The sequence below is a fragment of the Streptomyces sp. PTY087I2 genome, assembly GCF_001687325.1.
Taxonomy (GTDB): Bacteria; Actinomycetota; Actinomycetes; order Streptomycetales; family Streptomycetaceae; genus Streptomyces.
Genome location: NZ_LZRD01000001.1, coordinates 415,163 through 441,871, shown reverse-complemented (window position 1 = coordinate 441,871; position 26,709 = coordinate 415,163). Strand labels below are relative to the sequence as shown.

The window sequence follows — 26,709 nt, the reverse complement described above, 5'->3', positions numbered from 1 at the left end:
CCTCGCCCGGTCCCGGTCAGGGTTCGATCAGGCCGGCCCGGATCGCGTAACGGGTGAGCTCCAGACGGTCCCTGAGGCCGAGCTTCTGGAGCAGGTTGGCGCGGTGCCGCTCCACCGTCTTCACGCTGATGACGAGCATCTCGGCGATCTCCTTCGAGGAATGGCCCTCGGCGACCAGCTTGAGGATCTCCTCCTCGCGCTCCGTGATGGCCCGCGCCGGCAGGTCCTCACCCTCCTTGGCCCGGTCGAGGAAGTTGCGGATCAGCGCAGTCACCGCGCCCGGGTAGAGGAACGGCTCGTCGCGCATCGCCGCCCGGCAGGCCTCCACCAGGTCCCGGTCCGCGACCGACTTGAGGACGTACCCGGCGGCACCCGCCTTCAACGCCTCGAAGAAATACTGCTCGTTGTCGTACATCGTGAGCATCAGGATGCGCAGGCCCGGCATGACCCGGGAGAGTTCGCGCGCCGCCTGGAGGCCGGTGAGGCGGGGCATCGCGATGTCCAGGATGACCAGGTCGGGCTGTTCGCTGCGGGCCATCTCGATGGCCTCGGCGCCGTCGCCGGCCTCGGCGACGACCGTCAGGTCCGGTTGGCCGTCGAGGATCAGCCGGACTCCACGGCGTACGAGGGCGTGGTCGTCCGCCAGCAGGATGCGGGTCGGGGCGGCGGCGCCCCTGGCGGGCGTGGCGATGGACGGGGAGGTGGGCATGGTCACTTGCTTCCGTTGCTTCCGTTCGGGACGGGCACATCGAGCCGTACTTCCGTGCCGCCGTGCGGCCCGGGACCGAGGGAGACCTCGGCGCCGACCAGCAGAGCGCGTTCACGCATACCGCGCAGACCGGCCCCCTCGGGGGTGTCGCCGAGACCGCGGCCGTCGTCGCGGATGAGCAGCTCCACCCCGCCCGGGCTGCGCCGCAGCGAGAGTTCCAGGTGGGTGGCGCGGGCGTGCCGGACCGTGTTGGTGAGGGCTTCCTGCGCGATCCGGTAGACGACCAGTTCGGCCTCCGCGCCCAGCTCCGGCAGATCCTTCTCCATCCGGCGGCGGATCGTCAGCCCGTCCGGCGTCGGGGTCTCGGTGATCAGTGCCGTCAACGCGCTCACCAGGCCCAGTTCCTCCAGCACTCCCGGCCGCAGCCGGCGCGCGATCCGGCGGATCTCGTCGAGCGACCCCCGGGTGATCTCCTGGACCTGCCGCAACTCCCCGCGCAACGGCTCCGGGGCATGGTCCGCGACCCGCTTCAGCTCCAGCAGCACCGCGGTCAGCGTCTGCCCGACCTCGTCGTGCAGCTCCTGCGCCACGCGGCGGCGCTCGGCCTCCTGGGCGGAGAGGGCGCGGGCGCTGCTGGTGGCGCGCTCGGCCTCCAGCCGGTCCAGCATCGTGTTGAACGTCTCGATCAGCGACGCGACCTCGCCGTGCCCCGCGACCTCGGGACGCGGGCTCGGGCGCAGCAGATCGGTGGTCGTCATCGCACGGGTGACCCGCTGGAGAGGAAAGAGGCCGATCCGGAGCAGGGCCGCGTTGGCCGCGAGCATGAACGCGATGCCGCCGGTCAGGATCATGGCCTCGGTCAGCAGGACCGGGGTCGAGATGGTGATCGGCCCGAGCAGCAGCAGGGCGCCGGCCGCGACCAGCACGGCGGCGTTGAGCAGGAAGATCCGCCAGAACAGGGACAAGGTCGAACGGCTCCTTCGGAGGGTCGGGTTGTACGTGTCGTACGTGCGCGCTGACAGCCTCCACTATCGCCGCTGCGGCGGGTGTGTTTGTCATCCGCCCGTCCGTTCCCGTCTGCATGGTGCGCACCCCCGGATATGGGTGCTGCCCCTGATGGCCCCCGAAGGCCCTCCCCGACGACCATGAGGTCCAGGGCCCCGGGGGCCCTGCCCCGTGCCGCACCGCGGGGACCGGGGCTTCAGAGGCCGAGAGGTTTCCGTACCGGGAGGGAGACACCATGCCCACGTACGACGAGCGGCTGCGCGATCTCGAGGAGCAGCTGCGCCACGATGATCCCGGCTTCGCCGAGGCGATGTCCGACGGGACCCCGCGCTCCCCGCGCGAGTACCGCCGGCGCAACGCCTGGCTGTGGCTCGCCGTCGGACTCGCCGTCCTGGGCCTGGGCATCACCATGGGTCACGGCCTTCTGATCGCCACGGGCCTGGTCGTCTCCGGCGCGGCGGCCAACCTCTTCGACCCGCAGCGCGGGCGCCTGCACGGGCGGGACATCCCCAGCACCCGCTGACGCGCACCCTCTGCTTCCTGCTCCTGGCGGTGCCCGCATACACCGCCTCCTCCGGCCTCCTTCCGGCCGGTGCCAGGCCTCGTCCGGACGCCGGACGAGGCCTTCGCACGTACGGCACGTGACGAGGTCTTCGCACGTACAGAACAAGAACGCATGGCCGATGGGTCTGTGGTCCGACCACAGGCTCCGTGTGACATAGGCTGCTTGTCCGGATCCGGCCGAGGCAGGGAGTGACGGATGCCCGTCGAATGGCAGCCCGTGCAGCAGTCCCGTACCCATGAGCTCGTGCTCCGCAGCATCGAGGAACGGGTCGTCGCCGGAGAGCTCCGCGCCGGTGACCGGCTGCCGCCCGAACGGGAACTGGCCCCGGTGCTCGGCGTCAGCCGCTCCGCCCTGCGCGAGGCGCTGCGGGTGCTGGAGACCATCGGCGTCCTGGTGGCCCAGCCCGGCCGGGGGCCCGACGCCGGGGCCCGGATCGTACGCAACCCGGACGACGCCCTGGGCCGCCTGCTCCGCCTGCACTTCGCCCTCGGCAGCTACAGCCTCCACGACGTTCTGGAGGCCCGCGTGGTCCTGGAGCGGTCCAGCTTCGAGGGCGCCGCCTGTCACGCTCCGGACGAAGACCTCGACGAGGCGGAGAAGCTGGTGGCGGCCATGGCGGAACCGGGGATCGGCGTCAATGCCTTCAACGATCTGGACACCCGCTTCCACGTCCTCATCGCCCGCAGCTCCGGCAACGCCCTGACGTCCACGCTGACCTCCGCCGTACGCGAGTCCGTGCGGCCACTGATCCTGCGCGCCCTGGAAGCCGCCGAGGACTGGCCGGCCACCGCCCGCGCTCTCAACGCCGAGCACCGCACGCTTCTCAACCTCGTACGGGAGGGGAGCGGCCCGGAGGCCGCAGACCTGGTGGAGTGGCATATCCGCGGGCTGCACGGGACTTTGGTGGACGGCCCCGTCGAGCCCACAGGCCCTGGCAGCTCCTAAAAGGCTGGGCGCAACCCCCCGCCCCGCCCCAGGTTGAGTCCGGCAACGCCACGCGTCGCCGGACGTTCCCTTCAGCGGCCCGCGCCTAGTATGGTCCGACCATAGAAACCTCAACGCTGGCTGAACCCGACCGGGGAGGCGCCCCATGCGCATCGGACTCTTCGCCACCTGTCTGGGAGACACGCTCTTCCCCGACGCGGTGAAGGCAACCGCGATCCTGCTCACGCGCCTGGGCCACGACGTGGTGTTCCCGCCGGGCCAGACCTGCTGCGGGCAGATGCACATCAACACCGGCTACCAGCGTGAACCCGTGCCCCTGGTGCGTAACTTCGCGGACGGGTTCGGTGACGCCTCGATCGAGGCGGTCGTGATGCCGTCGGGTTCGTGCGCCGGTTCCGTCCGGCACCAGCACCGGATCGTCGCCGACCGCTACGGGGACGCAGCGCTCCGCGCCGGAGTGGACGCCGTCGCCGCGAAGACGTACGAGCTCTCCGAACTCCTCGTGGACGTCCTCGGCGTCACCCGGGTCGGCGCGTACTTCCCGCACCGGGTGACGTACCACCCCACCTGCCACTCCCTGCGGATGCTCCGCGTCGGCCACAGACCGCTCCAACTCCTCCGCGCCGTCGAGGGCATCGACCTCGTCGAGCTGCCCGGCGCCGACTCCTGCTGCGGCTTCGGCGGCACCTTCGCGCTCAAGAACGCCGAGACGTCCACCGCGATGCTCCACGACAAGATGGACAACATCACGGCCACCGGGGCCGAGGTGTGCACTGCCGGGGACTCCTCCTGCCTGATGCACATCGGCGGCGGGCTCTCCCGGATCCGGTCCGGTACCCGCACCCTGCACCTCGCCCGGATCCTCGCCGCGACCCGCACCACGCCCGACGTCCTGACGGAGGCCTCCGTATGAGCACGTTCCTCGGCATGCCCGCCCCGCCGCCCCGCTCCCCGTACGGCACCGGCAACCTCCGCGGCGACCGCGCCTTCCCCCGCGCCGCCCACGACGAACTGGGCAACGACCAGCTCCGCCGCAACCTCGGCCGCGCCACCGGCACCATCCGCGCCAAACGCCTGAGCGTCACCGGCGAACTCCCCGACTGGGAAGCCCTGCGCGACGCCGGCTCCGCCATCAAGACCGACACCATGAACCGGCTCCCCGAACTGCTCGAACAACTGGAGCGCAAGGTCACCGAGCGCGGCGGCACCGTCCACTGGGCGCGCGACGCCGCCGAGGCCAACGCGATCGTCGCCCGCCTCGTGAAGGCCACGGGCAGCGACGAGGTCATCAAGGTCAAGTCCATGGCCACCCAGGAGATCGGACTCAACGAGCACCTGGAGTCCATCGGCATCACCCCGTACGAGACCGACCTCGCCGAACTCATCGTCCAGCTCGCCGACGACAAGCCCTCGCACATCCTGGTGCCCGCCATCCACCGCAACCGCGACGAGATCCGGCAGATCTTCCTCGACCGGATCCCCGGCGTCGACCCGGAACTGGACAACGTCCCCGCCCACCTCGCCGCGGCCGCGCGCAGCTACCTCCGCGAGAAGTTCCTGACCACGAAGGTCGCCGTCTCCGGCGCCAACTTCGGCATCGCCGAGACCGGCACCCTGGCCGTCGTCGAGTCCGAGGGCAACGGCCGCATGTGCCTGACCCTGCCCGACACCCTCATCACCGTCATGGGCATCGAGAAGGTCCTCCCGCGCTACCAGGACCTGGAAGTCTTCCTCCAGCTCCTGCCCCGCTCCTCGACGGGAGAGCGGATGAACCCCTACACCTCGCTGTGGACCGGGGTGACGCCCGGCGACGGGCCCCAGGACTTCCACCTGGTCCTCCTCGACAACGGACGCACCGCCGCCCTCGCCGACGCGATCGGCCGGGCGGCCCTCAACTGCATCCGCTGCTCCGCCTGCCTCAACGTCTGCCCGGTGTACGAGCGGACCGGCGGCCACGCCTACGGATCGACCTACCCCGGACCCATCGGCGCCGTCCTCACCCCGCAACTGGCCGGAATGCACGCGGCGAAGGACGACCCCAACAGCTCCCTGCCGTACGCTTCCAGCCTCTGCGGAGCCTGTTTCGACGCCTGCCCGGTCAAGATCGACATCCCCTCGCTGCTGGTGGAGCTGCGCCATCAGCACACCGAACAGACCGGCGTCACCCCGGAGAAGCTGGCGATGAAGGCGGCCGCCGCCGTGATGTGCCGCCCGGCCCTGTACACCGCCGCACAGAAGGCGTCCGCCCTCGGCAGGGTCGTCGCCGGGCGCGACGGGACGATCTCACGGCTGCCCCCACCACTCAGCGGCTGGAGCGGCAGCCGCGACACCCCGGCCCCGCCCCGCGAGACCTTCCGCTCCTGGTTCGCCTCCGAGGAGGGCCGAGCCACCCTGCGAGCCGCGGCCACCGACCGGAACAGCGAGCAGAAAGGCGAGGACGCGACATGAGCAGCGCCCGCGACACCGTGCTGGGCCGGATCCGCGACGCGCTCGCACTGGCCCCGGCGCCCGCCGTCACCGTCCCGCGCGACTACCGCACCGGCCGCGCCCTGCCCGACGGCGAACGCCTCGCCCTCTTCACCGACCGGCTCCTCGACTACAAGGCACAGGTGCACCCCTGTACGGCGGACCGCACCGCCCAGGTCATCGGCGAGGCCCTGCGGGAGCACGGCGTGCGCCGCATCGGCGTGCCGGCCGGGCTGGACGCGCGCTGGCTCAGCCGGTACGAGGGCGAGGTGCGGGAGGACCACCCCGAAGTCCCGCCCGCACAACTCGACGCCCTGGACGCGGTGGTGACCGCATCGGCCGCAGGCTGCGCCGAGACCGGCACGATCTTCCTGGACGGTTCGCCCGGCCAGGGGCGCCGGGCGCTGTCCCTCGTCCCCGATCTGCATGTCTGCGTCGTCGACCTTTCCACCGTCGAGGCGGGGGTGCCCGAGGCGGTGGCACGCCTGGCGCCCGAACGGCCGACGACGTTGATCAGCGGGCCGTCCGCCACCTCCGACATCGAGCTGGAGCGGGTGGAGGGCGTCCACGGCCCCCGTACGCTGGTGGTGGTGATCCGCACAGACGCGTAGGGGGCTTTACGGGCATCCCCAGGGGCCTCTATCCGTGACCGACCGTCACCGCGTCCCGGCCGAAGGCGATACGCGTCCGCGCCCCGTCCTCCGCCCAGTACACGGTGACCGTGTCATCGGCCACCTCCACCCGGTCCACCACCTCGTCCAAGGCCCCATCCCCAAGGGCGGCCTCCGGATCGGCCGTGAGGGAGGCCAGCGCCGCCAGGACCGCCGTGCCGGTCACCTCGGCGCCGAGCCGGGGCACGGTCACCCAGCGTGCGAACGCCGTTCCCTGCGGGGCCCGTACGTCCTCGGGCGCTTCCCACCCGTGCAGGCCCCGCAGCAGCGAACGCACCGGGCCGCCCGGATCGGTCGCCCAGCCCGTCAGCTCGGCCCGCGCCCCGTCCGGCGCGCCCAGCACCCGGTGCACCCGCAGCTCATGGCGGCCCCGCGCCACGGTCACGCTCTCCACCCGCAGCCCGGGGACGGTGGACGGGCCCGCCGGGAACACCGGCAGATGCCAGGAGGCCGCCCAGCCCCAGCCGTCACCGTGCCCGGACCCCAGCGGACGGATACGCCGCCGGGCGCTGCGCGCCCCGCCGACCGTCACCGACAGATGGTTGTCCGCCGTGTTCGCCGCCGAGGTCGGCCCGGTCACGGTGGAGTACGCGAGGCGCGCGTAGTGCGGGTCCTCGTCGGCGGCCGACTCGCCCTCGTCCGGGCGGACATGGTCGCTGCCGTGGTTGTGCAGCCGCACCACGCCGTCCGCCCCCGTCGACTGCACCAGAAAGCCCGCCGCCGGAACGGACAGCACCCGGTCGGGACCCTCACTCGGAGCCGCCTCCTCCGGCGACGCCCACAAAGGATGCTCGGCAGGCGCCAGGAGAGCCACGAACGCTTTCGACGCCCAATAGGGCGACGCGGGACCGGAGTACGTCTGGAGCGTCGCCGTGTGCGGACCGTGCCAGCCCAGGCTCAGCAGCCCGTCGTTCCCGACCGCGCCGCGCTCCAGGAAGTACCGCAGCGCCCCGCTGACCACGCGCCGGGAAGCTCCCGGGGTGAGCGGCGTGTGTCCGGTCACCGCGCCCAGACCCACCCCCGCGCTCGCCGCGAACCGGTAGGTCAGCGAACGCCCGAAGTGCAGCGGAGCCCCGTCGCCGCCGAACATCAGCGAGAAGCTCTCCAGATGCTCGCGCAGCCGCGCCCCGTAGTGTGCCGACTCCCTTTCGTCGCCCGCCAGATGGGCGTCGAGCAGCGGATACAGGTGCAGCGCCCAGCCGTTGTAGTGGTCGAAGGCGCGCCCGTCCCCGTCGGCGTACCAGCCGTCGCCCCGGTACCAGTGCTCCAGCAGCTCCGACGCCCGCTCCCGGGCCCGCGCCGTCTCCGCGTCGCCCCGGCCCACCGACTCCAGGAACCCGGCGACGGTGTACGGGAAGAGATACCAGTTGTTGCCCGCCGGAACATGCCGCAGCGCGCCCCGCAGCCACTGCTCCGCCCGGTCCTGTACGCCGGATGCCAGCCGGTCCCAGAGCCAGGGCCGGGTGAGCCGCAGGCCGAGGGCGACGGAGGCGGACTCCACCATGGGCTGCCCCTGCACATGGTGGTCGAGGATCAGCGGCCAGGACTCCGCGTCGTCCCGGCCCGGCGTCCGCGTACCGGCGTCGAGCCCGTCGGCGTACCGCTCCAGCAGACCGTTCGGGTCCGTGCCGCCCGCCCCCGCGACCCGGAACCCGGCCGCCAGGAACGTACGCGCGTACCCCTCCAGGCCGTCGGAGCGGACCCCCGAGTGCGACGGGGGCCCGGGCAGGTCGAGCCGGGCGCCGCCGGGCGTGGCCCACTTCCAGGCCGCCTCCAGCATGCCGTCGGCGGCCGCCTCCCAGTGGGCGCGCGTGTATCCGGTGTACGGGCTCGACGTGCGGTCTTCCGGAGGGAGTCCGAAAAGGTCACCAGCAGAGGCGTTCATGCGTGAATCCTGATCGAGCGATCAATGAGGGTCAATGAATCGATCAGAGGCAGGCTCAATCGATCAAACGCTCAGGAACGGGATCAGGAGCAGAGATTACAGAGAACAGGGGAGCGGGATCGAGGAACAAGGTCAGGGAAGCAGCAGCCAGTCCGTGCCCACGGCGGCCAGCAGTCCCGCTCCCAGCAGCCAGCTGGCCAGCCGGGTGCGGCCGTTCCTGCTCAGCTCGATCATCACGCCGCACAGGATGAGCGCGAGCCCGTAGACGCCGACGACGAGCACCGATGAACGGCTCGCGATGCGCAGCGCGAGCACGACGGCCATCGCGGCCATGCCCAGCGAGGAGAGCACGATCCGCAGACGCCGGGCCTGACGCGGAGTGAGTCTCTTCTCGTCCTGACCGCCCGAAGCGCCGAGCGCGTCGCCCTCGGCCTGCGCCTGCGCCTGCGCCTCCGCGTCCGCATCCGACTCCACCTCCGGATCCGCATCCGCCTCGGTCTTCGCGGCGGCCCCCGTGGCCGTGTCGGTGTCGGCTATCGGAACGTCGACGTCCCTGCGCTGGTCCTGGTCCTGGTCAGAAGTGCTCATGGAGCCGGATCGTAGTAGCTGTAGAGGCCCCGGGTTCGCGGACCCGGACCTTCCGGTCGCCTGCCCGGGCCCGAAGCAGCCTTCGGGCTATCCCCGCAGGCGGGGCGCCTCGGCCGCCGCGTCCACCGGCGGGCCCGATTCCACCCTGACCGCCAACTCCCGTGCCCAGTCGGACAGGGCCGCGACCTCGATCCCGTACGGATCGGCGTCGGCGAACGGGGCGAGCGCCCCCGCGCCCCGGCGCAGCAGCCGCGCCCCGCCCGCCGTGTTGCCCCGGGCGGAATGGGTCAGCCCCACCGCGAGCTGGGCCAGCCCCCTCCAGAGCTCGCGTTCGTCCTCCGGCCCCGACTTCCAGGCGTCCTCGAAGACCTCGTGCGCATGGAACGGCATCCCCGCGTCCAGCAGGCGCTGCGCCTCCGTGAGCGTCTCCGCAGGCGTGCGGACGACCCCCTCCGGCTGTCGTTCGACGCCCGGCGCCCCGTACGGCAGGGGGCGGCCCAGTCCGTCACGGGGGCGCGCATTGCGCGCCCGTCCCTCGGCATCACGGTCTCTGCGCGTCTCGTTCACCACTCGATTGTGCCCCGCACCTGCGGGGAATCGTGCGAACCCGCTAGACGAGCACCCGCGCACGACTAGGCTCGACCGTCGAGAAGACTGCCTCTGTGGGAAGGGTGGGCATGAAGCCGTCCCGGCCGTTGTACGAGCGTGAACCGGAACTCGCCGCCGCTGCCGAGGCGGTGGACGCCCTCTGCGGGGCGCAGGCCGTCGGCGGGCTCCTGGTCTTCAGCGGAGAGGCGGGGCTCGGTAAGACCGCGCTGCTCGCCGAGATCCAGGCGATGGCCGCCGACCGCTGCACCGTGTGGTCCGCCCGGGGAGGCGAGACCGTCACCTCCGTACCGTTCCATGTCGTACGGCAGTTGCTCCAGCCGGCCCTCGACCGGTTCCCGCCCGACGAGACCCGGGCCCTGTTCGGCGACTGGTTCGAGATCACCGCCCCCGCCCTGGGTCTTGCCGAGCCGAGCGGTCCGCAGCCCGATCCCCAAGGTGTGCGCGACGGACTGGACTTCGTCGTCGGCCGGCTCGCATCCCGGCTCAGCCACCGGCCGTTGCTCCTCATCGTGGACGACGCCCACTGGGCGGACGGCGAATCCCTCGCCTGGCTGGCCTCGTTCACCGCCCGCCTCGGCGAACTGCCCGTCCTCGTGGTGCAGGCCCACCGCCCGCAGGAGCTGGCCGAACGCGACGCCAACTACATCGCCGACCGGGAGGCCGAACGAGGCGGCAGCCAGGGCACGGTGACCCGGGTCGCGCTGCGGGCCCTGACCCCGGACGCCACCGCCGTCCTGGTCCGCGCGGGCCTCGGCGAGCACGCCGACGACCCGTTCTGCCGCGAGGTGTGGGCCGTCACCGGAGGCAACCCGTACGAGGCGGTCGAGCTGGTCGCCAAGGTCCAGGACCGCGAACTGCCGCCGGTGGAGGAATCGGCGGGCGAACTGCGCGAACTCGGCGCGTCCGCCCGGGGCAGCGGGCTCGTCGCCCGGCTGGAGCGGCTCGGCACGAACGCCAACCGGTTCGCCTGGGCCGCAGCCGTCCTCGGCACCGACATCTCCCAGGAACTGGCCGCCACCCTCGCCGGAATGAGCCCGGCGGAGGCCGCCGACTGCACGGCCCGGCTGCGCGACGCCCGTATCGTCAGCGGCTTCGACCCGCTGGAGTTCGTCCACCCGCTGATCGCGACCGCCGTCTACCGCTCGATCCCGCCGGCCACCCGAACCGCCATGCACGGGCGCGCCGCCTGGGCGATCACCCGTGCCGGTCTGGGTGCCGCCGCGGCCTCCCGGCATCTGCTGGAGGTCCACCCGGACGACGACCAGGAACTCGTCGCGCAGCTGCGGGAAGCCGCCGGCCAGCACCTCGCCGTCGGTGCGCCCGAGGCCGCCCGACGCTGCCTGGAACGCGCCCTGGAGGAGCCGCCGCGCCCCAAGGACCGTGCCGTCCTGCTGTATGAGTTGGGCTGCGCGACGCTGCTCAGCTCCCCGCCCACCACGGTCCAGCACCTGCGCGCCGCCCTCGACATGCCGGGGCTCGACGACGGGCTGCGGGTCGACGCGACCTTCCGGCTCGCCGCCGCCCTCGCCCACAACAACCAGCTCAAGGACGCGGCCCTGTCGCTGGCCGCCGAGGCCGCGCGCACCGCGCCCGGCCCCGGGCTGATGCGCCTCCAGGCGGCCCACTTCATGTGGGAGGGCATGCAGGCGGCCGAGGACGACGGGCCGGCCCGCTCCCGACGGCTCACCCGCAACGCCGACCACCTCAAGGGCCGCGACAACTCCGAACGGGCCCTGCTCACGCTGCGGGCCTTCGACGCCATGCTGCGCGGCGAGAACGCCCAGCTCATCGTCGACCTCTGCGAACGCGCCCTGGTCGACGGCAGCCCCGCTCGCGGCCTCGGCTGGACCGACTCCGAGTGGGGCTTCGAGCTGCCCACCATGGTCGGTATCACCTACACGTTCGTCGACCAGCTGGACCGCGCCGAGAGCCTTTTCGGCGAAGCGGTCCGGGCCTTTGAGATCTCCGGCTGGAGCGGCGCGCACCTGGCGTTCGCCCACACCCTGCTCGGCATGGTCCACCGGCGCCGCGGCCGTCTCGCCGAGGCCGAGGGCTTCCTGCGCGAAGGGCTCCGCCTCGCCGACCGTGTCGGCTCCGGGCTGCCCGTGCACTGGGACGCGGCCTGCCTGCTCATCGACACCCTGCTGGCCCGGGGCCGCACCGACGAGGCCCGCAGGATCGCCGACCGGTACGACTTCGGCCCGCCCTACCCCAGCGCCATGGTGCTGCCTGACGGACCGTGCGTACGAGGCCGCCTGCTGCTGGCAGAAGGCCGCAAGGAGGAAGCGATCGCCGAGCTCGAAGCGGCGGGCGCCGCTCTGGAGCCGCGCGAACGCTTCAACGGCATCTGGGCCCCGTGGGCCGGTGACCTGGCCCGCGCCCTCGCCGAGGACGACCCGGCCCGCGCGGCACACCTCGCCGCCCGGAACCGCGTCCACGCCGAACGCTTCGGCACACCCACCGCCCTCGGCGAGGCCCTGCGCTGCGTCGCCCTCTTCGCACCCCCGGAGCGCTCCGCACAACTCCTCGCCGAGGCCGTGGGCCACCTGGAGAAGTCCTCCTCCGCCTACGAGCACGCCCTCGCCCGGGTCGACTACGGCATCGCGATCGGCTCGCACCGTGAGCTGGCCCGCGCCCAGAAGCAGGCCATGGCCTGCGGGGCCGAGGGACTGGCCGCCCGCGCCCAGCAGGCACGCGCGTCGATACGGTCCTCGGAGTGAGGTAATGTTTGTCCTGCGTGGTCACCCGGGGCAACCGGGAGGAAACGCGGCGGGACGTGGCGCAGCTTGGTAGCGCACTTGACTGGGGGTCAAGGGGTCGCAGGTTCAAATCCTGTCGTCCCGACTCGTGAGAGTCGTTCAACTGTGGGGCCGGATCAGAGGAATCTGATCCGGCCCCACAGTCGTTCCGGCGTCAGGCCAGCAGCTTCGCCTTCGCGCGCTCGTACTCCTCGGCGTTGATCGCGCCCTTGTCCTTGAGCTCGGCGAGCTTCGCCAGGTCGTTCACATGGCCGCTGCCGCCCGAGCCGCCCTCCGTCCCGGCGGCGCGGCGTACGTAGTCACGGAACGCGGCCTCCGAGTCCTTGGCCAGCTTCTCGTCGCGCTCGTGCATGCTGCGTCCGCGGACGATGAGGTAGATCAGTACGCCCAGATAGGGCAGCAGGATGACGAGGACCAGCCAGCCCGCCTTGGCCCAGCCGTTCAGGGAGTGGTCCCGGAAGAGGTCGGTGACCACCTTGAACAGCAGGAAGAACCACATGACCCAGAGGAACAGGTACAGCATGGTCAGGAAGAGGTTCAGCAGCGGGTAATCGTCCATGGGAGCCTACTCCGATCGCACGGATGGTCCCTTATTCATACAGCTGGTCCGATTGGTCCGCATCCGGCGATCCGCAGCACGTGTGCCGGCGGGTGCGTGACGCCCAGCTCCGGTCGCCAGGCCGCCAGGATCTGCGCCGACGGATCGAACAGCGGGGCCGGCAGCTCCTCGGGCGCGGTCCACCGCCAGGCGCTGATCAGGTGCGGCTCCGTCACCTCGGGGTCCCCGGAAGTGAGCCGTACAGTGGCCGCCATGCTGATGCGGTTGATCCCGCCGATCACGTCGTGGACCATCGCGATGATCTCCACGGACGCCTCGTCGACCACCAGGCCCGTCTCCTCGCGCAGCTCCCGGACGGCCGCCGCGGCGATCGACTCGTGCGTCGCGTCGACCTTCCCGCCGGGCAGCTCCCACGTACCGCTGTGATGCCGGCCCAGCAGAATGCGCCCCCGGCCGTCCTCGACGATCACCCCGACTCCGAGGGCGGCCTGTGCCGTGGGCGGGCGGGTGTTGCGGGCGGGCGCGGTGACGGGGTCGGCCGACATGGTGCTGGTTCTCCGCTCTCCGGTACGGGTACGAGTACGGGCCACCGTAGCGAAACCGCCGGGCCGCGCGCGCTCAGATCACCAGGCGCAGCGATCTCTCCGCGATGCCGAGCCGTACGCTCTGACCCCAGGTCAGCTCCAGCGCGTCGGACTCCATCCCGTCGCCGAAGACCACGATCCGGTCCGACTCCACGGTCAGCCGCAGCCCCTGCCCGCGCGTCAGCTCGCCCGCCACCCGCGATGTCCCGGTCGCCGGGGACGGCCAGGCCTCACGCACGAACCACAGGAGGCGCGCGTCGCACGGCGCGGGCAGCGGCAGCGCGCTGCCGCGCTCCAGCCACAGCGAGCGGAGCCAGCCGGTGGCGCCCGTGCCGGTGCCGACCAGCACCCCGGAGGACGCCTGCGCCTCGCCGGGGGTGCTCTCGCCGTCGTCGCCCAGGCGGTAGCGGGCCGTCTGGTGGCCGGGTGGCCCGAGGTAGATCTCGTTGAGGGCGATGAGGCGCTGTGTGTCGTCGGCGACGGCCTCGACCATGGTCAGCTCATCCGCTTTCCCTCCGGCGGCTGTCGCGGAGCGCAGCAGGGCCGCCGCGTCGGCGTGCCGGTGGCGTACCAGGACGCCGGGATTGCGCCCCGGGGCCGTGTCGATACCCACCACCGGCTGCCCGGACAGATACTTCGCGGTGTTGGCGACCAGACCGTCCTGGCCGACCACGACCACCACGTCCTCCGGGGCGAACAGGAAGCGGTCCAGGTCCGCCCGCTCCACCCGGGTGGAACGCCAGGTGAGTGGCACCGCCGCCGCCACCTCGCGCAGCGCCTGCCGGGTGGCCTCGTGGCGGCGGGCCACCTCGTCGATCGAACGGCCCCGGCTGGACAGGAAGAACGCGGCCTGCCCGTGCGTCCCGTGCCGGGCGAGCAGCTCCTCGTACTCCGTCCGCCGGTGGACGAGCACCGCCCGGGGCGCCAGGCTCACGCTCCCGCCCCGCCTTCCGGGCGGCCGAGCTTGGCGAGCAGCCCGGTGAGGACGTCGGGGGAGAGGGTGAGGCTCTCGATGCGCGGCAGGTTCTCCGCGAGCCGGGTCGCCGCCAGGGCGTGCAGCGTGGCCGGATCGACCTCGCCGTGCACCCGTAGCCAGGCGGCCTGCGCCTCGGCCCGGGCCCCGCCCGTCTCGCGCGCCGCCTCGGCCTCCGCCCGCGCCAGGCGCACCTTGCGGGCCGCCTCCGCCTCCGTCCGTACGCCGTCGGCGGCGGCCTTCTCCTCGGCCTCGCGGCGGGCGTTCGTGCCGCGCTGGTCGACCAACTGCTCCTCGCGCCGGGCCAGTTCGATCTGGCTGGCCAGCTCGTTCTCGGCGATGGCGCGTTCGCGTTCGACGGCCACGGCCCGCCGTTCGTAGGTCGCCCGGTCCGCCTCCTGCTGGATCTGCTCGCGGGCCGGGGTGCGCAGGGCGCGCTCCACCTCGGCCTCGGGGCGGATCGCGACGACGCGCACGGCCACCACGTCGATGCCGGTGGCAGGGAGGCGGGGCTCGGCGGCGAGACCGGTGGCGACCCGTTCGCGTACGGAGGCGACGCCGTCGACCAGGGCCACGGCCAGCGGGGTGCGGGCCAGGACGTCCAGGGTGTGCTGCTGCGCGGTCTCGGTGAGGAGCGTGGCGATCTGCTCCAGCGGGGCCCCGCGCCAGCTGCCGGTGTCCGGGTCCACGGAGAAGTCGAGCCGGTTCGCCGCCTCGGCCGGGTCGCTGATCCGGTAGGTGACGGTGGCCTGCACGGTCACGTCCTGGAAGTCGGCCGTACGGGCGTGGAACGCCATGGCCAGCTCCCGGTCGTCGACCGGCACCTCGGAGAGCGCCGCCGACAGCGACCGGTACCAGAAGCTGAGCCCCTGGCCGTCGTGGGCGAGCTTGCCGCGCTTGTGGTGGCGGATGTGGGCGGTGGGCGCGGAGCGCAGGTGACGCCAGCCGAGGCGCCGGGTGATGTCGGCCATGATGGAGACCCTCTTGGATTTCGTCATGACGACGATAAGGGGTGAATGCTATTAGAGTCAAGGTGACTATTAAGGGGGTGTGGGGTGGCGGGTGGCCGCGTACCTGGCCGGGATCTCGCCGCCTCCGTGTACGGCGAGGTCGGCGCCGTTGACGTACGAGGAGAGGTCGCACGCCAGCCAGAGGCAGGCCCGCGCCACATCGTCCGGCTCCGCCAGTCGCCCCATCGGAACGACGCCCGCCACCGCGTTCCCCTCGTCGTCCCCGTACAGCGTGGTCGCGTTCTCGGTCCGGATGAGGCCCGCCGTGATGTGGTTGACCCTGACCTGTGGCGCCCATTCCAGGGCCAGCGCCCGGGTCAGTCCGAGCAGGCCCGCCTTGGCGGCGGAGTAGGCGGCGGTGCCCGGCTGCGGGTCGTGGGCGGAGACGCTGCCGATATTGATCACTCTCCCGCCGCCCGGCTGCTCCCGCATCACCAGGTTCGCCGCCTGGGCCGTATAGAAGGGGGCGAGAAGGTTGAGCGCGACCACCTTCTCCACGAAACGCGGCGAGACTGTCGCCGCGTCGGCGTCCGGGGAGCCGCCGGCGTTGTTCACGAGCACGTCGAGCCGCCCGAACCGCTCGGCGGTGGCCGCGACGAGATCGGCAGCCTCCGCCGGATCCCGCAGGTCGGCGGCGCGGAACGCGGCTTCGCGCCCGTCCGCCGATGGTGGGGCGGCAGGTGCGCCCCGCCCGCAGATCATGACGTCCGCGCCGCTCGCCAGGAAGGCACTCGCGATCGCCGCCCCCAGGCCCCTGGTGCCGCCGGTGACGAGCACGGCCCGCCCGGTGAAATCCATCGCGTGGGAGTGGGATCGGTCATCCATGGTCGGCCCTCCTCCGCGGAATCTACCAAGCGCTTGTTAGGTGCGGTAGAGGGCTGCCCGAGCAACGCGCGGATACACGGGCGGCCGGTGACCTCCGCAGAGGTCACCGGCCGGCCGGGCGGTGCGCCGCCCCCGTCCCCACGGTGCGGCGCGGGTGGACCGTCCCCCTCCGCGGGGGCGGGCGGTCCACGTCTGTCAGGACTCCGGCGCTCCCGCCGTGAGTCCGAGGCCCGGGAGGATCGCCCGCTCCACGAACCGGGTCAGATACGCGGCGTCGGCGTACCGCCCCTCCAGCAGCGGCCGGGCGCGCAGCACACCGAGCAGCTGGGCCGCCACGAACTCGGCCGCCGGCAGGTCCGCCGCGATCTCGCCGCGCTCCTGGCCCCGCCGGACCATCGCGTCGATCGCCGCGACCTCCGGCAGGATCAGCGCCTCGCGCAGCGCGCACAGCAGCTCCGGGCTCTGTAGCGCGGCATGGCTGAGGGCGTGCATCAGCGGGGTGTCGCTCCCCGAAGCCTCGCCGATCGCCCGCGCGGCCTCCAGCAGGTCCCCGGCCAGCGTCCCGGTGTCGATCTTCGGGAGGCGCATTCGCCGGGTGCCGTGCAGCGCGGCCACCACCAGCTCCGGCTTGGAGCCCCACTGCCGGTAGAGCGTCGACTTCCCGCATCGCGTGCGCGCGGCGACGCCCTCCATGGTCAGCGACTCGTAACCGCTCTCCCGCAACAGTTCCAGCACCGCCGTGTAGAGCTCCTGCGCCCGCTCCGGTGTGATCTTCGACCGGGGGGACGAGAGGGCTGACTCCGGTACGGAATCGGGCGACGGCATGGGCTGTACCTCCAGCAGCGGTGCGGCGAGGCTCTCGATACGCCAGTGTACCGATACGCGCGTGTACCGATACGCCGACGTATCGGTACACTGGCGTATCGATACGGCGTGGATCGGAACGACCGGGCCGTCCCGCTACCGCTTCGCATCCAAGGGGGCACGGGTGAGACTCGCCCGCACCGAGCCCACGGACCAGGAGCCGGACATACGTGCCCGACCGCCCCTCGTCCGCGAGTTCCTTCTCGTGGCCGGACTCTTCCTGGCCTACAAATTCGGCCGTCAGGCCGCCAACGGCCATGTCGAGGAGGCGTTCCGCAACGCGGGGAGCGTCTGGGACCTCGAACGTGCCCTGCACCTCCCCGGTGAGGAAGCCGTCCAGAGGCTGCTGCTGTACAGCCAGCCCCTGATCCACGCGGCGAACACGTACTACGCCGCCGTGCACTTCCCGGCCAAGGCCCTCTTCCTGGTCTGGCTCTACTGGCGTCGCCCCGCCCATTACGTCCGGTCGCGCCGGGTACTCGCCGCGCTCACCGCCTCGGCCCTGGCGCTGCACCTGCTGTTCCCGCTGGCCCCGCCCCGGATGCTTCCGGCGGGCGGGCTCGTCGACACCGGCCAGGTCTACGGGCCGACGGTGTACGGGCAGACGCCCGCGACCGACACGATGGCGAACCAGTTCGCCGCGATGCCCTCGTTGCACGTCGGCTGGGCCGTGATGGTCGCCGTCGGGCTGATCGCCGCCACCCGCTCGCGGTGGCGTTGGCTGTGGCTGTTGCACCCGGCGATCACGCTGTTCGTTGTCGTGGGTACGGCGAACCACTACTGGCTCGACGCGATCGTGGTCGTGGCCCTGCTCGCCGTCGCCCTCGCCGCGTTCCGGCTGCCGGTGCGAGGCGGGTCCGCCCCGGCCTGGCCGGCGAGCCGCGTGCCCGCCGGGGCGACCGGCGTACGGTCCGTCGCGCAGGCCACCCCGGAGGCCGCGCGGGAGTGGACCCCGGAGCGCACCCCGAGCGGGGTCGGCCGATGAACGCCACCCTGCTCGCCGTCGCGCTTTCCCTGGTCTCCGCCGGTGCCTATGCGGCCGCCGCCGTCGCCCAGTCCCGGCTCGCCGGGCGTACCGACCCCGGCACCGGAGTCCTGCGGATGCTGGGCCGGGGCGCCTGGTGGTCGGCGGTCGGCCTCAACGCCGTGGGCGCGCTGCTGCACGTCGCCGCGCTCAACTACGGCCCGCTCACCCTGGTCCAGCCCCTGGGCGCGCTCACCCTCGTCGTCGCCGTCCCGCTCGGGGCGCGCGCCGCCGGGCGCCGCGTCGGCCGCATCGAGTGGCGGGGCACCGCCCTGACCCTGCTCGGCCTCGGCGCGCTGCTCCTGACCGCGGGCGGCTCCGCCCCGCACGAAACCCTCACCCTGCCCGAAGCCCTCGGCGTGGGCGCGGCCACCATGGCGGTCGTCGCCGGGCTCAGCCGGCCCGGGGCCCGTCCGGGGCTGCGGCACGCCGCGGCGTCCGGGATCACCTCCGGTGTCGCCTCCGCGCTCACCCAGACCCTCACGGTCGCCGTCACCGACCACTCCGGCGGCCCGCTGTTCAGCTGGCGGCTGCTGACGGTGGCGCTGCTTGTCTCCGCCTTCGCGATGGGCGGCCTGCTGCTGTCCCAGACCGCGTACCGGGGCGGGCTCGGCGCACCGCTCGCCGTGGTCACCCTCGCCAACCCGGTCGCCGCCGCCGCGATCGGCCTGGCCCTGCTCGGTGAGCGTCTCCAGGGCGGGCCGGTCAGCCTGGTGCTCGCCCTCCTCGGTACGGCGGCGGCCGCGCGCGGGGTGATCCTCCTCAGCCGGGCCCAGGCGCGGAACGCGGACCCGGGTGAGGTGGTCGAGGGGCCCGTGCCCTTGGATCCAGTGCCCTCGCGGGTCGTGATCGGGAGCCCTCGCCCCGCGGTCGTTCCGAAACCCGTGGCCGTACGGGCGGGCGGGGCGCCGTACCCGTAACGCGGAGCCGTAGCCGTCATGCCGAGCCGCACGCGCAATGCCGAGCCGCACCCGTAACGCGCGCCGCGCCTGTGATGCGGGGCGCCACGCCCGTAAACGGTCCGTGTGGTCAGGCGGCGTCCAGGTCCGCGATCGCCCTGGTCAGCCAGCCGATCCAGAACGTCTCCAGGTCGATGCCGCCCCGCAGCACCAGGTGGCGCAGCCGCCCCTCGTCGGTCGTCGGCGGCGGGGAGAAGTCCCGCTCCTCGATCTCCTGGTACTCCGCCAACTGCCGCTCGTGCAGAGCGAGGTGGCGGCGCAGCTCCGTGCCCAGGCCGGTCGTCCCGACGACCGCGGCCGCCCGCATCCGCACCAGCAGCGGATCGCGCACCGGGCGCGGATCCTCGGGGAGCGCCACCCAGGCCGCCAGCTCCTCGCGGCCCGCGGGCAGCACCTCGTACTCCTTCTTCTGCCCCCGGGCCGGCACCGCCGTGGGCAGCGCCCTGATCCGTCCCGCCTGCTCCAGTTTGCCCAGCTCGCGATAGATCTGCTGGTGGGTCGACGGCCAGAAGTAGCCGATCGACCGGTCGAACCTGCGGGTCAGTTCCAGGCCCGAGGACGGCTTCTCCAGCAGGGCGGTGAGAATCGCGTGCGGCAGTGACATGACGTGCATCCTAAGGACGGGGGCGCGCGGTGGTACGGCCCCCGCCCCGGGACGGGCTCAGAGTGTGGCGGCCAGCTCCGTGCCTTGGCGGATGGCCCGCTTCGCGTCCAGCTCGGCCGCCACGTCCGCGCCGCCGATCAGATGGACCGGGACGGACCCCGCGCTCAGCTCCTCGTACAGCTCGCGGCGCGGCTCCTGGCCCGCGCACAGCACGACCGTGTCGACCGGCAGCACCCGCCGCTCACCGTCGACGGTGAGGTGCAGACCCTCGTCGTCGATGAGGTCGTACGAGGCTCCCGCGATCATCTCGACGCCCCGGTGGCGCAGTTCGGTGCGGTGGATCCAGCCCGTCGTCTTGCCGAGCCCCGCGCCGACCTTCGTCGTCCTGCGCTGGACCAGGTGGACCGTGCGCGGCGACTTGGGCCGCTCGGGGGCGCGCAGCCCGCCGCGGTCCTCGTACGCCGTGTCCACGCCCCACTGCCGGAAGAACGTCTCCGCGTCCAGGCTCGCCGCGTCGCCGCCGTCGGTGAGGAACTCCGCGACGTCGAAGCCGATGCCGCCCGCACCGACGATCGCGACCCGGTCGCCCACCGGCGCCCCGTCGCGCAGCACGTCCAGGTAGCTCACGACGTTCGGGTGGTCCGTGCCGGGGATCGCGGGCGTACGCGGCTCGACGCCGGTGGCCAGCACGATCTCGTCGAAACCGTCCAGGGTCCCGGTGTCGGCCCGGGTGGACAGCCGCACCTCGACGTCCAGCTCCGCCAGCCGCGTACGGAAGTAGCGGAGCGTTTCGTCGAACTCCTCCTTGCCCGGCACCCGGCGGGCCACGTTCAGCTGCCCGCCGATCTCGTCCGCCGTGTCGAACAGGGTCACCGCGTGTCCCCGCTCGGCCGCCGTCACCGAGCACGCGAGGCCCGCCGGACCCGCCCCGACCACGGCGACGCGTTTACGGGTCCGGGTCGGGCTGAGGACCAGCTCGGTCTCGTGGCAGGCGCGCGGATTGACCAGACAGGAGGTGATCTTGAGGCTGAAGATGTGGTCCAGGCAGGCCTGGTTGCAGCCGATGCAGGTGTTGATCGCGTCCGCCCGGCCGGCCGCCGCCTTCGCGACGAACTCCGGGTCGGCCAGGAACGGGCGGGCCATCGAGACCATGTCCGCCCGGCCGGAGGCGAGGATCTCCTCGGCGACCTCGGGGGTGTTGATGCGGTTGCTCGTCACCAGCGGTACGGAGACCGCGCCGCGCACCTTCTCGGTCACCCAGCTGAACGCACCGCGCGGCACGGAGGTGGCGATCGTGGGGATGCGCGCCTCGTGCCAGCCGATGCCGGTGTTGATGATCGTCGCGCCCGCCGCCTCGATCTCGCGTGCCAGCGTCACGACCTCGTCCAGCGTCGAGCCGCCCGGCACCAGGTCCAGCATGGACAGCCGGTAGATCAGGATGAAGTCGTCGCCGACCCGCTCACGGACCCGGCGCACGATCTCGATGGGCAGCCGGATGCGGTTCTCGTAACTGCCGCCCCAGCGGTCGGTGCGGTGGTTGGTCGCGGAGACGATGAACTCGTTGATCAGATAGCCCTCGGAGCCCATGATCTCGACGCCGTCGTACCCGGCGAACCGTGCCAGCTCCGCCGCCCGGACGAACTCCTCGATGGTCTCCTCGACCTGCTCGTCGGTGAGCGCGTTCGGGACGAACCCGCTGATCGGGGCCTGGATCGCGCTCGGGGCCACCAGGTCGGGGTGGTGCGCGTACCGGCCGAAGTGCAGGATCTGCATCGCGATCCGGCCGCCCGCCGCGTGCACCGCCGAGGTGATCTCGCGGTGCTGCTCCGCCTCCGCCTCGGTCGTCATCTTGGCCCCGCCGGGGAAGGAGCAGGCCCGCTCGCTGGGGGCGATGCCACCGGTGACCATCAGGCCGACACCGCCTCGGGCGCGCTCGGCGTAGAACGCCGCCATCCGCTCGAAGCCGCGCTCGGCCTCCTCCAGGCCGATGTGCATGGATCCCATGAGCACCCGGTTGGGCAGGGTGGTGAACCCGAGGTCGAGCGGGCTCAGCAGGGTCGGGTAGGGGCTCATCCGGGATCTCCTCCGCAGGGGGCGTCGGATCAGTTGTAGACCACCCCGAGCCGGTTATGCAACAAGTTGCATAATGATCTGCGTCGCACGGCGGGGCGTGTGGTGATTGGGCCGAGCCCCGTACGGCGTAGTCGGTCGCGCCCGCCGACCCCCTGCCGACGAGAGTGGGATCCGTATCGGAAACGCCTCGCCAACCTCTCTCGACAACCTCTCGCCCCTCCCTCGACAACCTCTCGCCCCGGGAGTCCTCATGGTCTGTTTCAACCGGCGTGATCTCGGTCTGCTCGCGCTGCGTGTCGGCACCGGCACGGTGCTCGCCGCCCACGGCAGCCAGAAGCTGGCCGGCTGGTTCGGCGGCGGAGGCATCCAGGGCACCACGGCGGCGATGGAGGCGATGGGGTTCCACCCGCCCAAGCCCAGCGCCGTGGCCGCCGGACTCGGCGAGGCGGGCGGCGGCACGCTGCTGGCACTGGGGCTCGCCACCCCGGCGGCGGGCGCCGCGGCCGCCGCCGCGATGGCGGGTGCGGTGGCCGTGCACGTCCCGGCGGGTTTCTTCGCCCAGGGCGGCGGCTACGAATACCCGGCGCTCCTCGGCTTCACCGCCGCGGCCATCGGCCTGACGGGGCCCGGGCGTTACTCCCTGGACCATGTCACCGGACATGTCCTCGACCGCCCGTGGATGGTCGCGCTGTCCTTCGCGGGCGCGGCGGTCGCGGCCGCCACGGTGGTGGGCAGGCGGGCGAAGGGGCAGGCGGCGCAGAAGCAGGAGACGTCCTGATGGGGGAGGACCCGTCCCGGGCGGCTGATGCTTCCCGGGGTGCGGATTCGCCCCGCGCCGTCGATGCGGCCCGGGCCGCCGACTCCGGGGCCGCCGACCCCTCCCGGGCCGGCGACCCGCCCGACCCACTCGACCCGTCTGGTCTCGGCCAGGGTCCCCGCCCCGGGCCCGGTCAGGGCGATACGCCGTGGCAGCGCGGCGACGGGCCGGCCGGGCCCGACCCGGACAACCTCTGGGTGACCGGCGGCGTGCTCTTCGCCGGCGTGCTGATGCTCTGCCAAGGCGTCGTCGCGGCCCTGGAGGGCATCGCGGCCCTCGCCGACGGGGACGTCTACGGCGATGTCGGCGAGTACGCCTACCGGATCAGCCTCACCGGCTGGGGCTGGATCCACCTCGTGCTCGGCGTCTGCGTCGCCGTCACCGGGGCGGGACTGCTCAAGGGGGCGCGATGGGCCCGGGTGACCGGCATCGTCTTCGCCTCCCTGAACCTCTTCGCGCACTTCCTCTTCCTGCCGTACGCGCCCCTCTGGTCGGTGATCGTCATCGCCCTGGACATCTTCGTGATCTGGGCGCTCGCCGCCTACCGGGACCCGGGCTGGGCACCCGGGGACGCACTGCGCCGGCCCTGAGGCGCTTGAGGCCCTTGCTCAGGACCTCTCGCGGCTCAGCGCCCCCGGCCACCACGCCTTCGGCCCGATGTCGCGGACCAGCGCCGGTACGAGGAGCGACCGGACGACCAGCGTGTCCAGCAGTACGCCGAAGGCCACGATGAACGCGATCTGGACCAGGAACGCCAGCGGGATCACGCCCAGCGCCGCGAAGGTGGCCGCCAGGACGACGCCCGCCGAGGTGATGACCCCGCCGGTCGTGGTCAGCCCGCGCAGGATGCCCTCCCGGGTGCCGTGGCGCAGCGACTCCTCCCGGACCCGGGACATCAGGAAGATGTTGTAGTCGACGCCCAGGGCGACCAGGAACACGAACCCGTACAGCGGAACCGACGAATCCGTGCCGCTGAAGCCGAACACATGGGTAAAGACCAGCGAGGAAATCCCCAGCGTGGCGAAGAAGTTGAGCGCCACGGTCGCCACCAGCAGCACCGGCATGAGCAGCGACCGCAGCAGGAAGACCAGGATCACCAGAATGATCGCCAGCACCACCGGCACGATCAGCGTGCGGTCGTCCTCGGCCGTGCGCTGGGTGTCGTACTGCTGCGCGGTGTAGCCGCCGACCAGGGCATCCGATCCCGGTACCGCGTGGACCGCGGTGCGCAGCGCGGCCACCGCCTCCTTGGCCTTGTCGCTGTCCGCCGCGTCTTCAAGCGTCGCGTCGATACGGACCTTGCCGTCGACGACGAGGGGTTCGCCGCCCGGCCGCCCGCTCGCGCTCACCGGTACGGCCGAGGCGACCCCGTCGGTGCGCGTCGCCGCCTCGGTCACCTCGGGCAGGCGGTCCGCAGCGGCGATGATCACCGCCGGATTGCCCGAGCCGCCGGGGAAGTGCTCGCTCAGCGTCTCCTGGGCAGCCACGGACGGCGCGTCGTTGACGAAGATCTCGTCCAGCGGCACGCCCTTGGAGGTGAGGGTCGGGGCGAACGCGGCACAGGTGATCAGGGCCGCCAGGGTGATCGCCCAGACCTTGCGGGGCGCCCGGTCGACGAGGGCCGCGACCTTGTGCCAGATGCCCTGCCCGCCGGACATCTGCCCGCCGGAATCCTGCCCGCCGGAGGCGCTGTGGTCGTCGACGGGCCTGGGCTTCGCCGGCCAGTAGGCCTTCCGGCCCAGCAGCACCAGGACGGCGGGCAGGAAGGTGAGGGCGCTCAGGACCGAGCAGACGATGCCGATCGCGCCCACCGGCCCGAGGGCCCGGTTGTTGGTGAGGTCGCTGAGCAGCAGCGCGAGCAGCCCTGCCGCGACGGTCGCCGCGCTCGCCGTGATCGGACCGAAGGACTCGCGCAGCGCCACCCGCATCGCGGCGAACCGGTCGCCGTGGACGGCGAGCTCCTCCCGGAACCGGGCGGTGAGCAGCAGCGCGTAGTCCGTCGCCGCGCCGATCACCAGGATCGACAGGATGCCCTGCACCTGACCGTCCACGCGCACGATGTCGTGGTCGGCGAGGACGTAGACGATCGCGCAGGCCAGACCGAGGGCGAAGACCGCGCCGAGGATGATGACGAAGGGCAGCAGCACACTGCGGTAGACCAGCAGCAGGATGACCAGCACGGTGATCAGGGCGACCCCGAGCAGCAGCCCGTCGATGCCCGCGAAGGCGTCGGACAGATCCGCCTGACTGGCAGCAGGCCCAGCGAGCCGCACCGTCGTGCCGGACACGGACGCGCCCGCCGTCTCGACCTCCTCCAGCACCGTCGGCAGTTCGTCCCCGAGATCCGGGCTCAGCTGCACGATGCCCTGGAGCGCGAGGCCGTCCTCGGAGGGCAGTGCGGGGGAGGGGGTTCCCACGACGCCGTCCTTCCCGGCGAGTGAGGCGAGGGCGCCGGTCACGGCCTCGCGCTGCCCGTCGTCGACCGGGGCGTCCTTCTCCGCCGAGGTCCAGACGAGGATCACCGGCAGGGTCTCGTTCTGCTGGAACGCCTTCTGGGCTTCGATGACTTGCGTGGACTCGGCGTTCCGGGGCAGGAAGGCTGCCTGGTCGTTCGTGGCGACCTCGCCGAGCTTTCCGGCGTACGGTCCGAGCCCGCCGCCGATGCCGAGCCAGGCGATCAGCAGGACGACGGGGACCAGCCAGCGGACCGACCGTGCGGGGGTGGGCATGTCTCTCCCGAGGGGTGGAGATGTCTCATCGATGAACAATCTCAATTGTTGAAATACATTACGGGACGGCTGCCCGGGAGTTCGTACGGGGGGTGAAGGGGCGGGCGTAGGAACGGAGGAGCGAGGGAAGTTCAGCGACGCGTCGGGGGGACCAGGGGAAGTTCAGCGACGCGTCGGGGGAACCGGGGGAATCTCCACCAGCTCCTCGTTCATCGCGGCGAGGAAGCGCAGGACGGTCGTCAGTTCGCCCTCGCCGAAGCGCGCCCTGGCTCGTGCCGTGGCCTCGGCGAGCGGCATGAAGTAGTCGCGGGCGACGGTCCGGGCGCTCGGCTCGTAGTAGACGTGCACCACCCGGCGGTCCGCGCTCTCCCGGGCCCGGCGGATGTGCCCGGCCCGCTCCAGCCGGTCCAGACAGGCGGTCACCGCGCCGGAGGTGAGCCCCAGATGCTCCCGCAGCGCCCCCGGTGTCAGGGGTGACGGGGCGTCGAGGATGGCCGCGAGCGCACTCACGTCCGTGGGGTGCAGCTGCTGGTTCACCGCGAAACCGTGGGTCATCCGGTTGATCTCGCCGTTCATCCGGCGCAGCTCGACCGCGAAGGCGTGAAGGTCTGCGAGCGGCGCCTCGGAATCCGAGGCGCCGCTCCGGGTCGGTCGGTCGTCGGCGTGTCTCACGCCTTCAGCGTATAGAACCCCCGCTCAGGGGCCGCGCGGTGTTCCGGTGTCCCGGTGTTCCTAGGACGGCGGCATGAGCACCGTGTCGACCAGGTTCACCGTGGCGTTGGCCGTCGGCACATCGCCGCAGACGATCTTCGAGGAGTCGTTCACCGTGAACGCGGTGCCCGAGCCCTTCGTCGTGAGGTCGCTGCCCTCCAGCGTCTTGAAGGTGCCGTCCTCCATCTGCTGGGTCGTGACCTTCTCGCCCACCACGTGGTACGTCAGCACCTTGGTGAGCTGGTCCTTGTCGTTGAGGAGCGCCTCCAGATCGGCCTGCGGGATCTTCTCGAACGCGGCGTTGGTCGGCGCGAACACCGTGATGTTCTCCGCGTTGTTGAGCGTGTCGACCAGGTCGGCCTTCTTCACCGCGTCGACGAGGGTGGAGAGTTCGGGGTTGTTGGACGCGGCGGTGGCGACAGGGTCCTTCGCCATGCCTTCCAGGCTGCCCGCGCCTTCCTTCGGTACGGAGGCGCAGGCGGGGCCGTACGGGTCGGCGGGGGCGGCAGCCTGCGCCTGCGGAGCGAGGAACGCCAGAGAGGCGGGAAAGGCGAGGGCCGCGGCGGCCGCCGCGGTGCGCTGTAGACGGGTGATCGTCATGATGTCTCCTCCGGCGATCGAGGGGGGCTTCACCGTCGCCCCTATGGGTCTTCTCCGACATCCCCACGCTGACGCGCGTCCGCCCGCTCCGCCTGCCGCGTCGATTCTGCGTCGAAACCGCCTCCCGGGACCTCCGCCGCCTCGATGCGCCGCATTGATCCGCGGCGCGGGGGCA

26 protein-coding genes and 1 tRNA gene are annotated in these 26,709 nt (G+C 72.4%); 11 read left to right on the top strand and 16 right to left on the bottom strand.

The annotated features are described in order from the left end of the window. Nucleotides 1–16: 16 nt before the first annotated feature. Both A3Q37_RS01895 and A3Q37_RS01890 read right to left on the bottom strand, forming a co-directional pair. Nucleotides 17–709, bottom strand: a complete 693-nt coding sequence (locus A3Q37_RS01895) for a response regulator transcription factor (protein ID WP_065476662.1) — start codon at nt 707–709, stop codon at nt 17–19. Nucleotides 710–711: 2 nt separating this feature from the next. Beyond that, on the bottom strand, nt 712–1,674 hold the full coding sequence (locus tag A3Q37_RS01890; RefSeq protein ID WP_065476659.1) for a HAMP domain-containing sensor histidine kinase: 963 nt from the start codon (nt 1,672–1,674) through the stop codon (nt 712–714). A 275-nt stretch (nt 1,675–1,949) separates the two neighbouring features. On the opposite strand from A3Q37_RS01890, the gene A3Q37_RS01885 reads away from it, so the two are divergent. From A3Q37_RS01885 to A3Q37_RS01865, 5 genes are all read left to right on the top strand, one after another. Further along, nucleotides 1,950–2,237, top strand: a complete 288-nt coding sequence (locus A3Q37_RS01885; protein WP_065476657.1) for a DUF3040 domain-containing protein — start codon at nt 1,950–1,952, stop codon at nt 2,235–2,237. A gap of 237 nt (nt 2,238–2,474) precedes the next feature. Then, nucleotides 2,475–3,224, top strand: coding sequence for a FadR/GntR family transcriptional regulator (locus tag A3Q37_RS01880; protein ID WP_065476655.1), 750 nt, complete (start codon nt 2,475–2,477; stop codon nt 3,222–3,224). 145 nt (nt 3,225–3,369) lie between these two features. Continuing rightward, nucleotides 3,370–4,137 (top strand): (Fe-S)-binding protein, encoded by a 768-nt coding sequence (locus tag A3Q37_RS01875; protein WP_065476653.1) that lies wholly within the window; start codon nt 3,370–3,372, stop codon nt 4,135–4,137. Beyond that, nucleotides 4,134–5,672, top strand: a complete 1,539-nt coding sequence (locus A3Q37_RS01870; RefSeq protein WP_065476652.1) for a lactate utilization protein B — start codon at nt 4,134–4,136, stop codon at nt 5,670–5,672. Before A3Q37_RS01875 ends, A3Q37_RS01870 begins: the two co-directional genes overlap by 4 nt. After that, nucleotides 5,669–6,301 carry an LUD domain-containing protein gene (locus A3Q37_RS01865; protein ID WP_065476650.1) on the top strand — a complete coding sequence of 211 codons (633 nt, stop codon included), beginning with the start codon at nt 5,669–5,671 and terminating at the stop codon, nt 6,299–6,301. The genes A3Q37_RS01870 and A3Q37_RS01865 overlap by 4 nt, the downstream gene beginning before the upstream one ends. Before the next feature lie 28 nt (nt 6,302–6,329). Here A3Q37_RS01865 and A3Q37_RS01860 read toward each other — a convergent pair whose 3' ends face one another. From A3Q37_RS01860 to A3Q37_RS01850, 3 genes are all read right to left on the bottom strand, one after another. Beyond that, entirely contained in the window at nt 6,330–8,246 is a 1,917-nt protein-coding gene (locus tag A3Q37_RS01860) for a DUF2264 domain-containing protein (RefSeq protein WP_065476648.1), read from the bottom strand. 132 nt (nt 8,247–8,378) lie between these two features. Then, entirely contained in the window at nt 8,379–8,834 is a 456-nt protein-coding gene (locus tag A3Q37_RS01855) for a hypothetical protein (RefSeq protein ID WP_065476646.1), read from the bottom strand. Between the two features lie 87 nt (nt 8,835–8,921). Beyond that, nucleotides 8,922–9,401, bottom strand: a complete 480-nt coding sequence (locus A3Q37_RS01850; RefSeq protein ID WP_065476752.1) for a DUF309 domain-containing protein — start codon at nt 9,399–9,401, stop codon at nt 8,922–8,924. 110 nt (nt 9,402–9,511) lie between these two features. Between A3Q37_RS01850 and A3Q37_RS01845 the strand changes: the two genes are divergently transcribed. Together A3Q37_RS01845 and A3Q37_RS01840 are read left to right on the top strand one after the other, a co-directional pair. Further along, nucleotides 9,512–12,163, top strand: coding sequence for an AAA family ATPase (locus tag A3Q37_RS01845; protein WP_065476644.1), 2,652 nt, complete (start codon nt 9,512–9,514; stop codon nt 12,161–12,163). Between the two features lie 50 nt (nt 12,164–12,213). Then, a tRNA-Pro gene (locus tag A3Q37_RS01840) sits at nt 12,214–12,287 on the top strand. A gap of 69 nt (nt 12,288–12,356) precedes the next feature. Here the strand turns inward: A3Q37_RS01840 and A3Q37_RS01835 are convergent. From A3Q37_RS01835 to A3Q37_RS01810, 6 genes are all read right to left on the bottom strand, one after another. Then, on the bottom strand, nt 12,357–12,761 hold the full coding sequence (locus tag A3Q37_RS01835; protein WP_065476642.1) for an SHOCT domain-containing protein: 405 nt from the start codon (nt 12,759–12,761) through the stop codon (nt 12,357–12,359). 35 nt (nt 12,762–12,796) lie between these two features. Further along, on the bottom strand, nt 12,797–13,306 hold the full coding sequence (locus A3Q37_RS01830) for an NUDIX hydrolase (RefSeq protein ID WP_065476639.1): 510 nt from the start codon (nt 13,304–13,306) through the stop codon (nt 12,797–12,799). 73 nt (nt 13,307–13,379) lie between these two features. Continuing rightward, the gene (locus A3Q37_RS01825; RefSeq protein ID WP_065476636.1) at nt 13,380–14,279 is read right to left on the bottom strand and encodes a hypothetical protein; all 900 of its coding nucleotides are present in this window, start codon (nt 14,277–14,279) and stop codon (nt 13,380–13,382) included. After that, complete coding sequence (locus tag A3Q37_RS01820) at nt 14,276–15,289, bottom strand: SPFH domain-containing protein (RefSeq protein WP_065476633.1); 1,014 nt, start codon at nt 15,287–15,289, stop codon at nt 14,276–14,278. Before A3Q37_RS01820 ends, A3Q37_RS01825 begins: the two co-directional genes overlap by 4 nt. Nucleotides 15,290–15,358: 69 nt before the next feature. Continuing rightward, the gene (locus tag A3Q37_RS01815; protein ID WP_065476630.1) at nt 15,359–16,153 is read right to left on the bottom strand and encodes an SDR family oxidoreductase; all 795 of its coding nucleotides are present in this window, start codon (nt 16,151–16,153) and stop codon (nt 15,359–15,361) included. Between the two features lie 195 nt (nt 16,154–16,348). Then, complete coding sequence (locus A3Q37_RS01810; RefSeq protein WP_065476626.1) at nt 16,349–16,978, bottom strand: TetR/AcrR family transcriptional regulator; 630 nt, start codon at nt 16,976–16,978, stop codon at nt 16,349–16,351. A gap of 163 nt (nt 16,979–17,141) precedes the next feature. Here A3Q37_RS01810 and A3Q37_RS01805 point away from each other — a divergent pair, with 163 nt between their 5' ends. Both A3Q37_RS01805 and A3Q37_RS01800 read left to right on the top strand, forming a co-directional pair. Further along, complete coding sequence (locus A3Q37_RS01805) at nt 17,142–18,002, top strand: phosphatase PAP2 family protein (RefSeq protein WP_065476750.1); 861 nt, start codon at nt 17,142–17,144, stop codon at nt 18,000–18,002. Continuing rightward, the gene (locus tag A3Q37_RS01800; protein WP_065476748.1) at nt 17,999–18,961 is read left to right on the top strand and encodes a DMT family transporter; all 963 of its coding nucleotides are present in this window, start codon (nt 17,999–18,001) and stop codon (nt 18,959–18,961) included. Before A3Q37_RS01805 ends, A3Q37_RS01800 begins: the two co-directional genes overlap by 4 nt. Before the next feature lie 109 nt (nt 18,962–19,070). Here A3Q37_RS01800 and A3Q37_RS01795 read toward each other — a convergent pair whose 3' ends face one another. Together A3Q37_RS01795 and A3Q37_RS01790 are read right to left on the bottom strand one after the other, a co-directional pair. After that, nucleotides 19,071–19,604, bottom strand: coding sequence for a PadR family transcriptional regulator (locus tag A3Q37_RS01795; protein WP_065476623.1), 534 nt, complete (start codon nt 19,602–19,604; stop codon nt 19,071–19,073). A gap of 57 nt (nt 19,605–19,661) precedes the next feature. Continuing rightward, the gene (locus A3Q37_RS01790; RefSeq protein WP_065476621.1) at nt 19,662–21,677 is read right to left on the bottom strand and encodes an NADPH-dependent 2,4-dienoyl-CoA reductase; all 2,016 of its coding nucleotides are present in this window, start codon (nt 21,675–21,677) and stop codon (nt 19,662–19,664) included. 250 nt (nt 21,678–21,927) lie between these two features. On the opposite strand from A3Q37_RS01790, the gene A3Q37_RS01785 reads away from it, so the two are divergent. Beyond that, nucleotides 21,928–22,455: a DoxX family protein gene (locus A3Q37_RS01785; protein ID WP_065476618.1), complete on the top strand. Its 528-nt coding sequence runs from the start codon at nt 21,928–21,930 to the stop codon at nt 22,453–22,455. Then, nucleotides 22,455–23,084 (top strand): hypothetical protein, encoded by a 630-nt coding sequence (locus A3Q37_RS37075; RefSeq protein WP_176711323.1) that lies wholly within the window; start codon nt 22,455–22,457, stop codon nt 23,082–23,084. The genes A3Q37_RS01785 and A3Q37_RS37075 overlap by 1 nt, the downstream gene beginning before the upstream one ends. Nucleotides 23,085–23,102: 18 nt before the next feature. Here the strand turns inward: A3Q37_RS37075 and A3Q37_RS01775 are convergent, their stop codons facing one another. The 3 genes from A3Q37_RS01775 to A3Q37_RS01765 form a co-directional block, all read right to left on the bottom strand. Then, nucleotides 23,103–25,223 carry an MMPL family transporter gene (locus A3Q37_RS01775; protein ID WP_065476615.1) on the bottom strand — a complete coding sequence of 707 codons (2,121 nt, stop codon included), beginning with the start codon at nt 25,221–25,223 and terminating at the stop codon, nt 23,103–23,105. Between the two features lie 162 nt (nt 25,224–25,385). After that, nucleotides 25,386–25,895 carry a MarR family winged helix-turn-helix transcriptional regulator gene (locus A3Q37_RS01770; RefSeq protein WP_065476612.1) on the bottom strand — a complete coding sequence of 170 codons (510 nt, stop codon included), beginning with the start codon at nt 25,893–25,895 and terminating at the stop codon, nt 25,386–25,388. Nucleotides 25,896–25,955: 60 nt separating this feature from the next. Continuing rightward, nucleotides 25,956–26,534 carry a fasciclin domain-containing protein gene (locus A3Q37_RS01765; protein ID WP_065476609.1) on the bottom strand — a complete coding sequence of 193 codons (579 nt, stop codon included), beginning with the start codon at nt 26,532–26,534 and terminating at the stop codon, nt 25,956–25,958. Nucleotides 26,535–26,709: the final 175 nt, after the last annotated feature.

Excerpts from the sequence above, each read along its gene's own strand:
- A3Q37_RS01870 (WP_065476652.1), top strand. The coding sequence starts at position 4,134 with ATGAGCACGTTCCTCGGCATGCCCGCCCCGCCGCCCCGCTCCCCGTAC.
- A3Q37_RS01835 (WP_065476642.1), bottom strand. The coding sequence starts at position 12,761 with ATGGACGATTACCCGCTGCTGAACCTCTTCCTGACCATGCTGTACCTG.
- A3Q37_RS01855 (WP_065476646.1), bottom strand. The coding sequence starts at position 8,834 with ATGAGCACTTCTGACCAGGACCAGGACCAGCGCAGGGACGTCGACGTT.
- A3Q37_RS01790 (WP_065476621.1), bottom strand. The coding sequence starts at position 21,677 with ATGAGCCCCTACCCGACCCTGCTGAGCCCGCTCGACCTCGGGTTCACC.
- A3Q37_RS01765 (WP_065476609.1), bottom strand. The coding sequence starts at position 26,534 with ATGACGATCACCCGTCTACAGCGCACCGCGGCGGCCGCCGCGGCCCTC.
- A3Q37_RS01815 (WP_065476630.1), bottom strand. The coding sequence starts at position 16,153 with ATGGATGACCGATCCCACTCCCACGCGATGGATTTCACCGGGCGGGCC.
- A3Q37_RS01860 (WP_065476648.1), bottom strand. The coding sequence starts at position 8,246 with ATGAACGCCTCTGCTGGTGACCTTTTCGGACTCCCTCCGGAAGACCGC.
- A3Q37_RS01795 (WP_065476623.1), bottom strand. The coding sequence starts at position 19,604 with ATGTCACTGCCGCACGCGATTCTCACCGCCCTGCTGGAGAAGCCGTCC.
- A3Q37_RS01880 (WP_065476655.1), top strand. The coding sequence starts at position 2,475 with ATGCCCGTCGAATGGCAGCCCGTGCAGCAGTCCCGTACCCATGAGCTC.
- A3Q37_RS01785 (WP_065476618.1), top strand. The coding sequence starts at position 21,928 with ATGGTCTGTTTCAACCGGCGTGATCTCGGTCTGCTCGCGCTGCGTGTC.
- A3Q37_RS01885 (WP_065476657.1), top strand. The coding sequence starts at position 1,950 with ATGCCCACGTACGACGAGCGGCTGCGCGATCTCGAGGAGCAGCTGCGC.
- A3Q37_RS01875 (WP_065476653.1), top strand. The coding sequence starts at position 3,370 with ATGCGCATCGGACTCTTCGCCACCTGTCTGGGAGACACGCTCTTCCCC.
- A3Q37_RS01810 (WP_065476626.1), bottom strand. The coding sequence starts at position 16,978 with ATGCCGTCGCCCGATTCCGTACCGGAGTCAGCCCTCTCGTCCCCCCGG.
- A3Q37_RS01820 (WP_065476633.1), bottom strand. The coding sequence starts at position 15,289 with ATGGCCGACATCACCCGGCGCCTCGGCTGGCGTCACCTGCGCTCCGCG.
- A3Q37_RS01865 (WP_065476650.1), top strand. The coding sequence starts at position 5,669 with ATGAGCAGCGCCCGCGACACCGTGCTGGGCCGGATCCGCGACGCGCTC.
- A3Q37_RS01775 (WP_065476615.1), bottom strand. The coding sequence starts at position 25,223 with ATGCCCACCCCCGCACGGTCGGTCCGCTGGCTGGTCCCCGTCGTCCTG.
- A3Q37_RS01830 (WP_065476639.1), bottom strand. The coding sequence starts at position 13,306 with ATGTCGGCCGACCCCGTCACCGCGCCCGCCCGCAACACCCGCCCGCCC.
- A3Q37_RS37075 (WP_176711323.1), top strand. The coding sequence starts at position 22,455 with ATGGGGGAGGACCCGTCCCGGGCGGCTGATGCTTCCCGGGGTGCGGAT.
- A3Q37_RS01800 (WP_065476748.1), top strand. The coding sequence starts at position 17,999 with ATGAACGCCACCCTGCTCGCCGTCGCGCTTTCCCTGGTCTCCGCCGGT.
- A3Q37_RS01895 (WP_065476662.1), bottom strand. The coding sequence starts at position 709 with ATGCCCACCTCCCCGTCCATCGCCACGCCCGCCAGGGGCGCCGCCGCC.
- A3Q37_RS01845 (WP_065476644.1), top strand. The coding sequence starts at position 9,512 with ATGAAGCCGTCCCGGCCGTTGTACGAGCGTGAACCGGAACTCGCCGCC.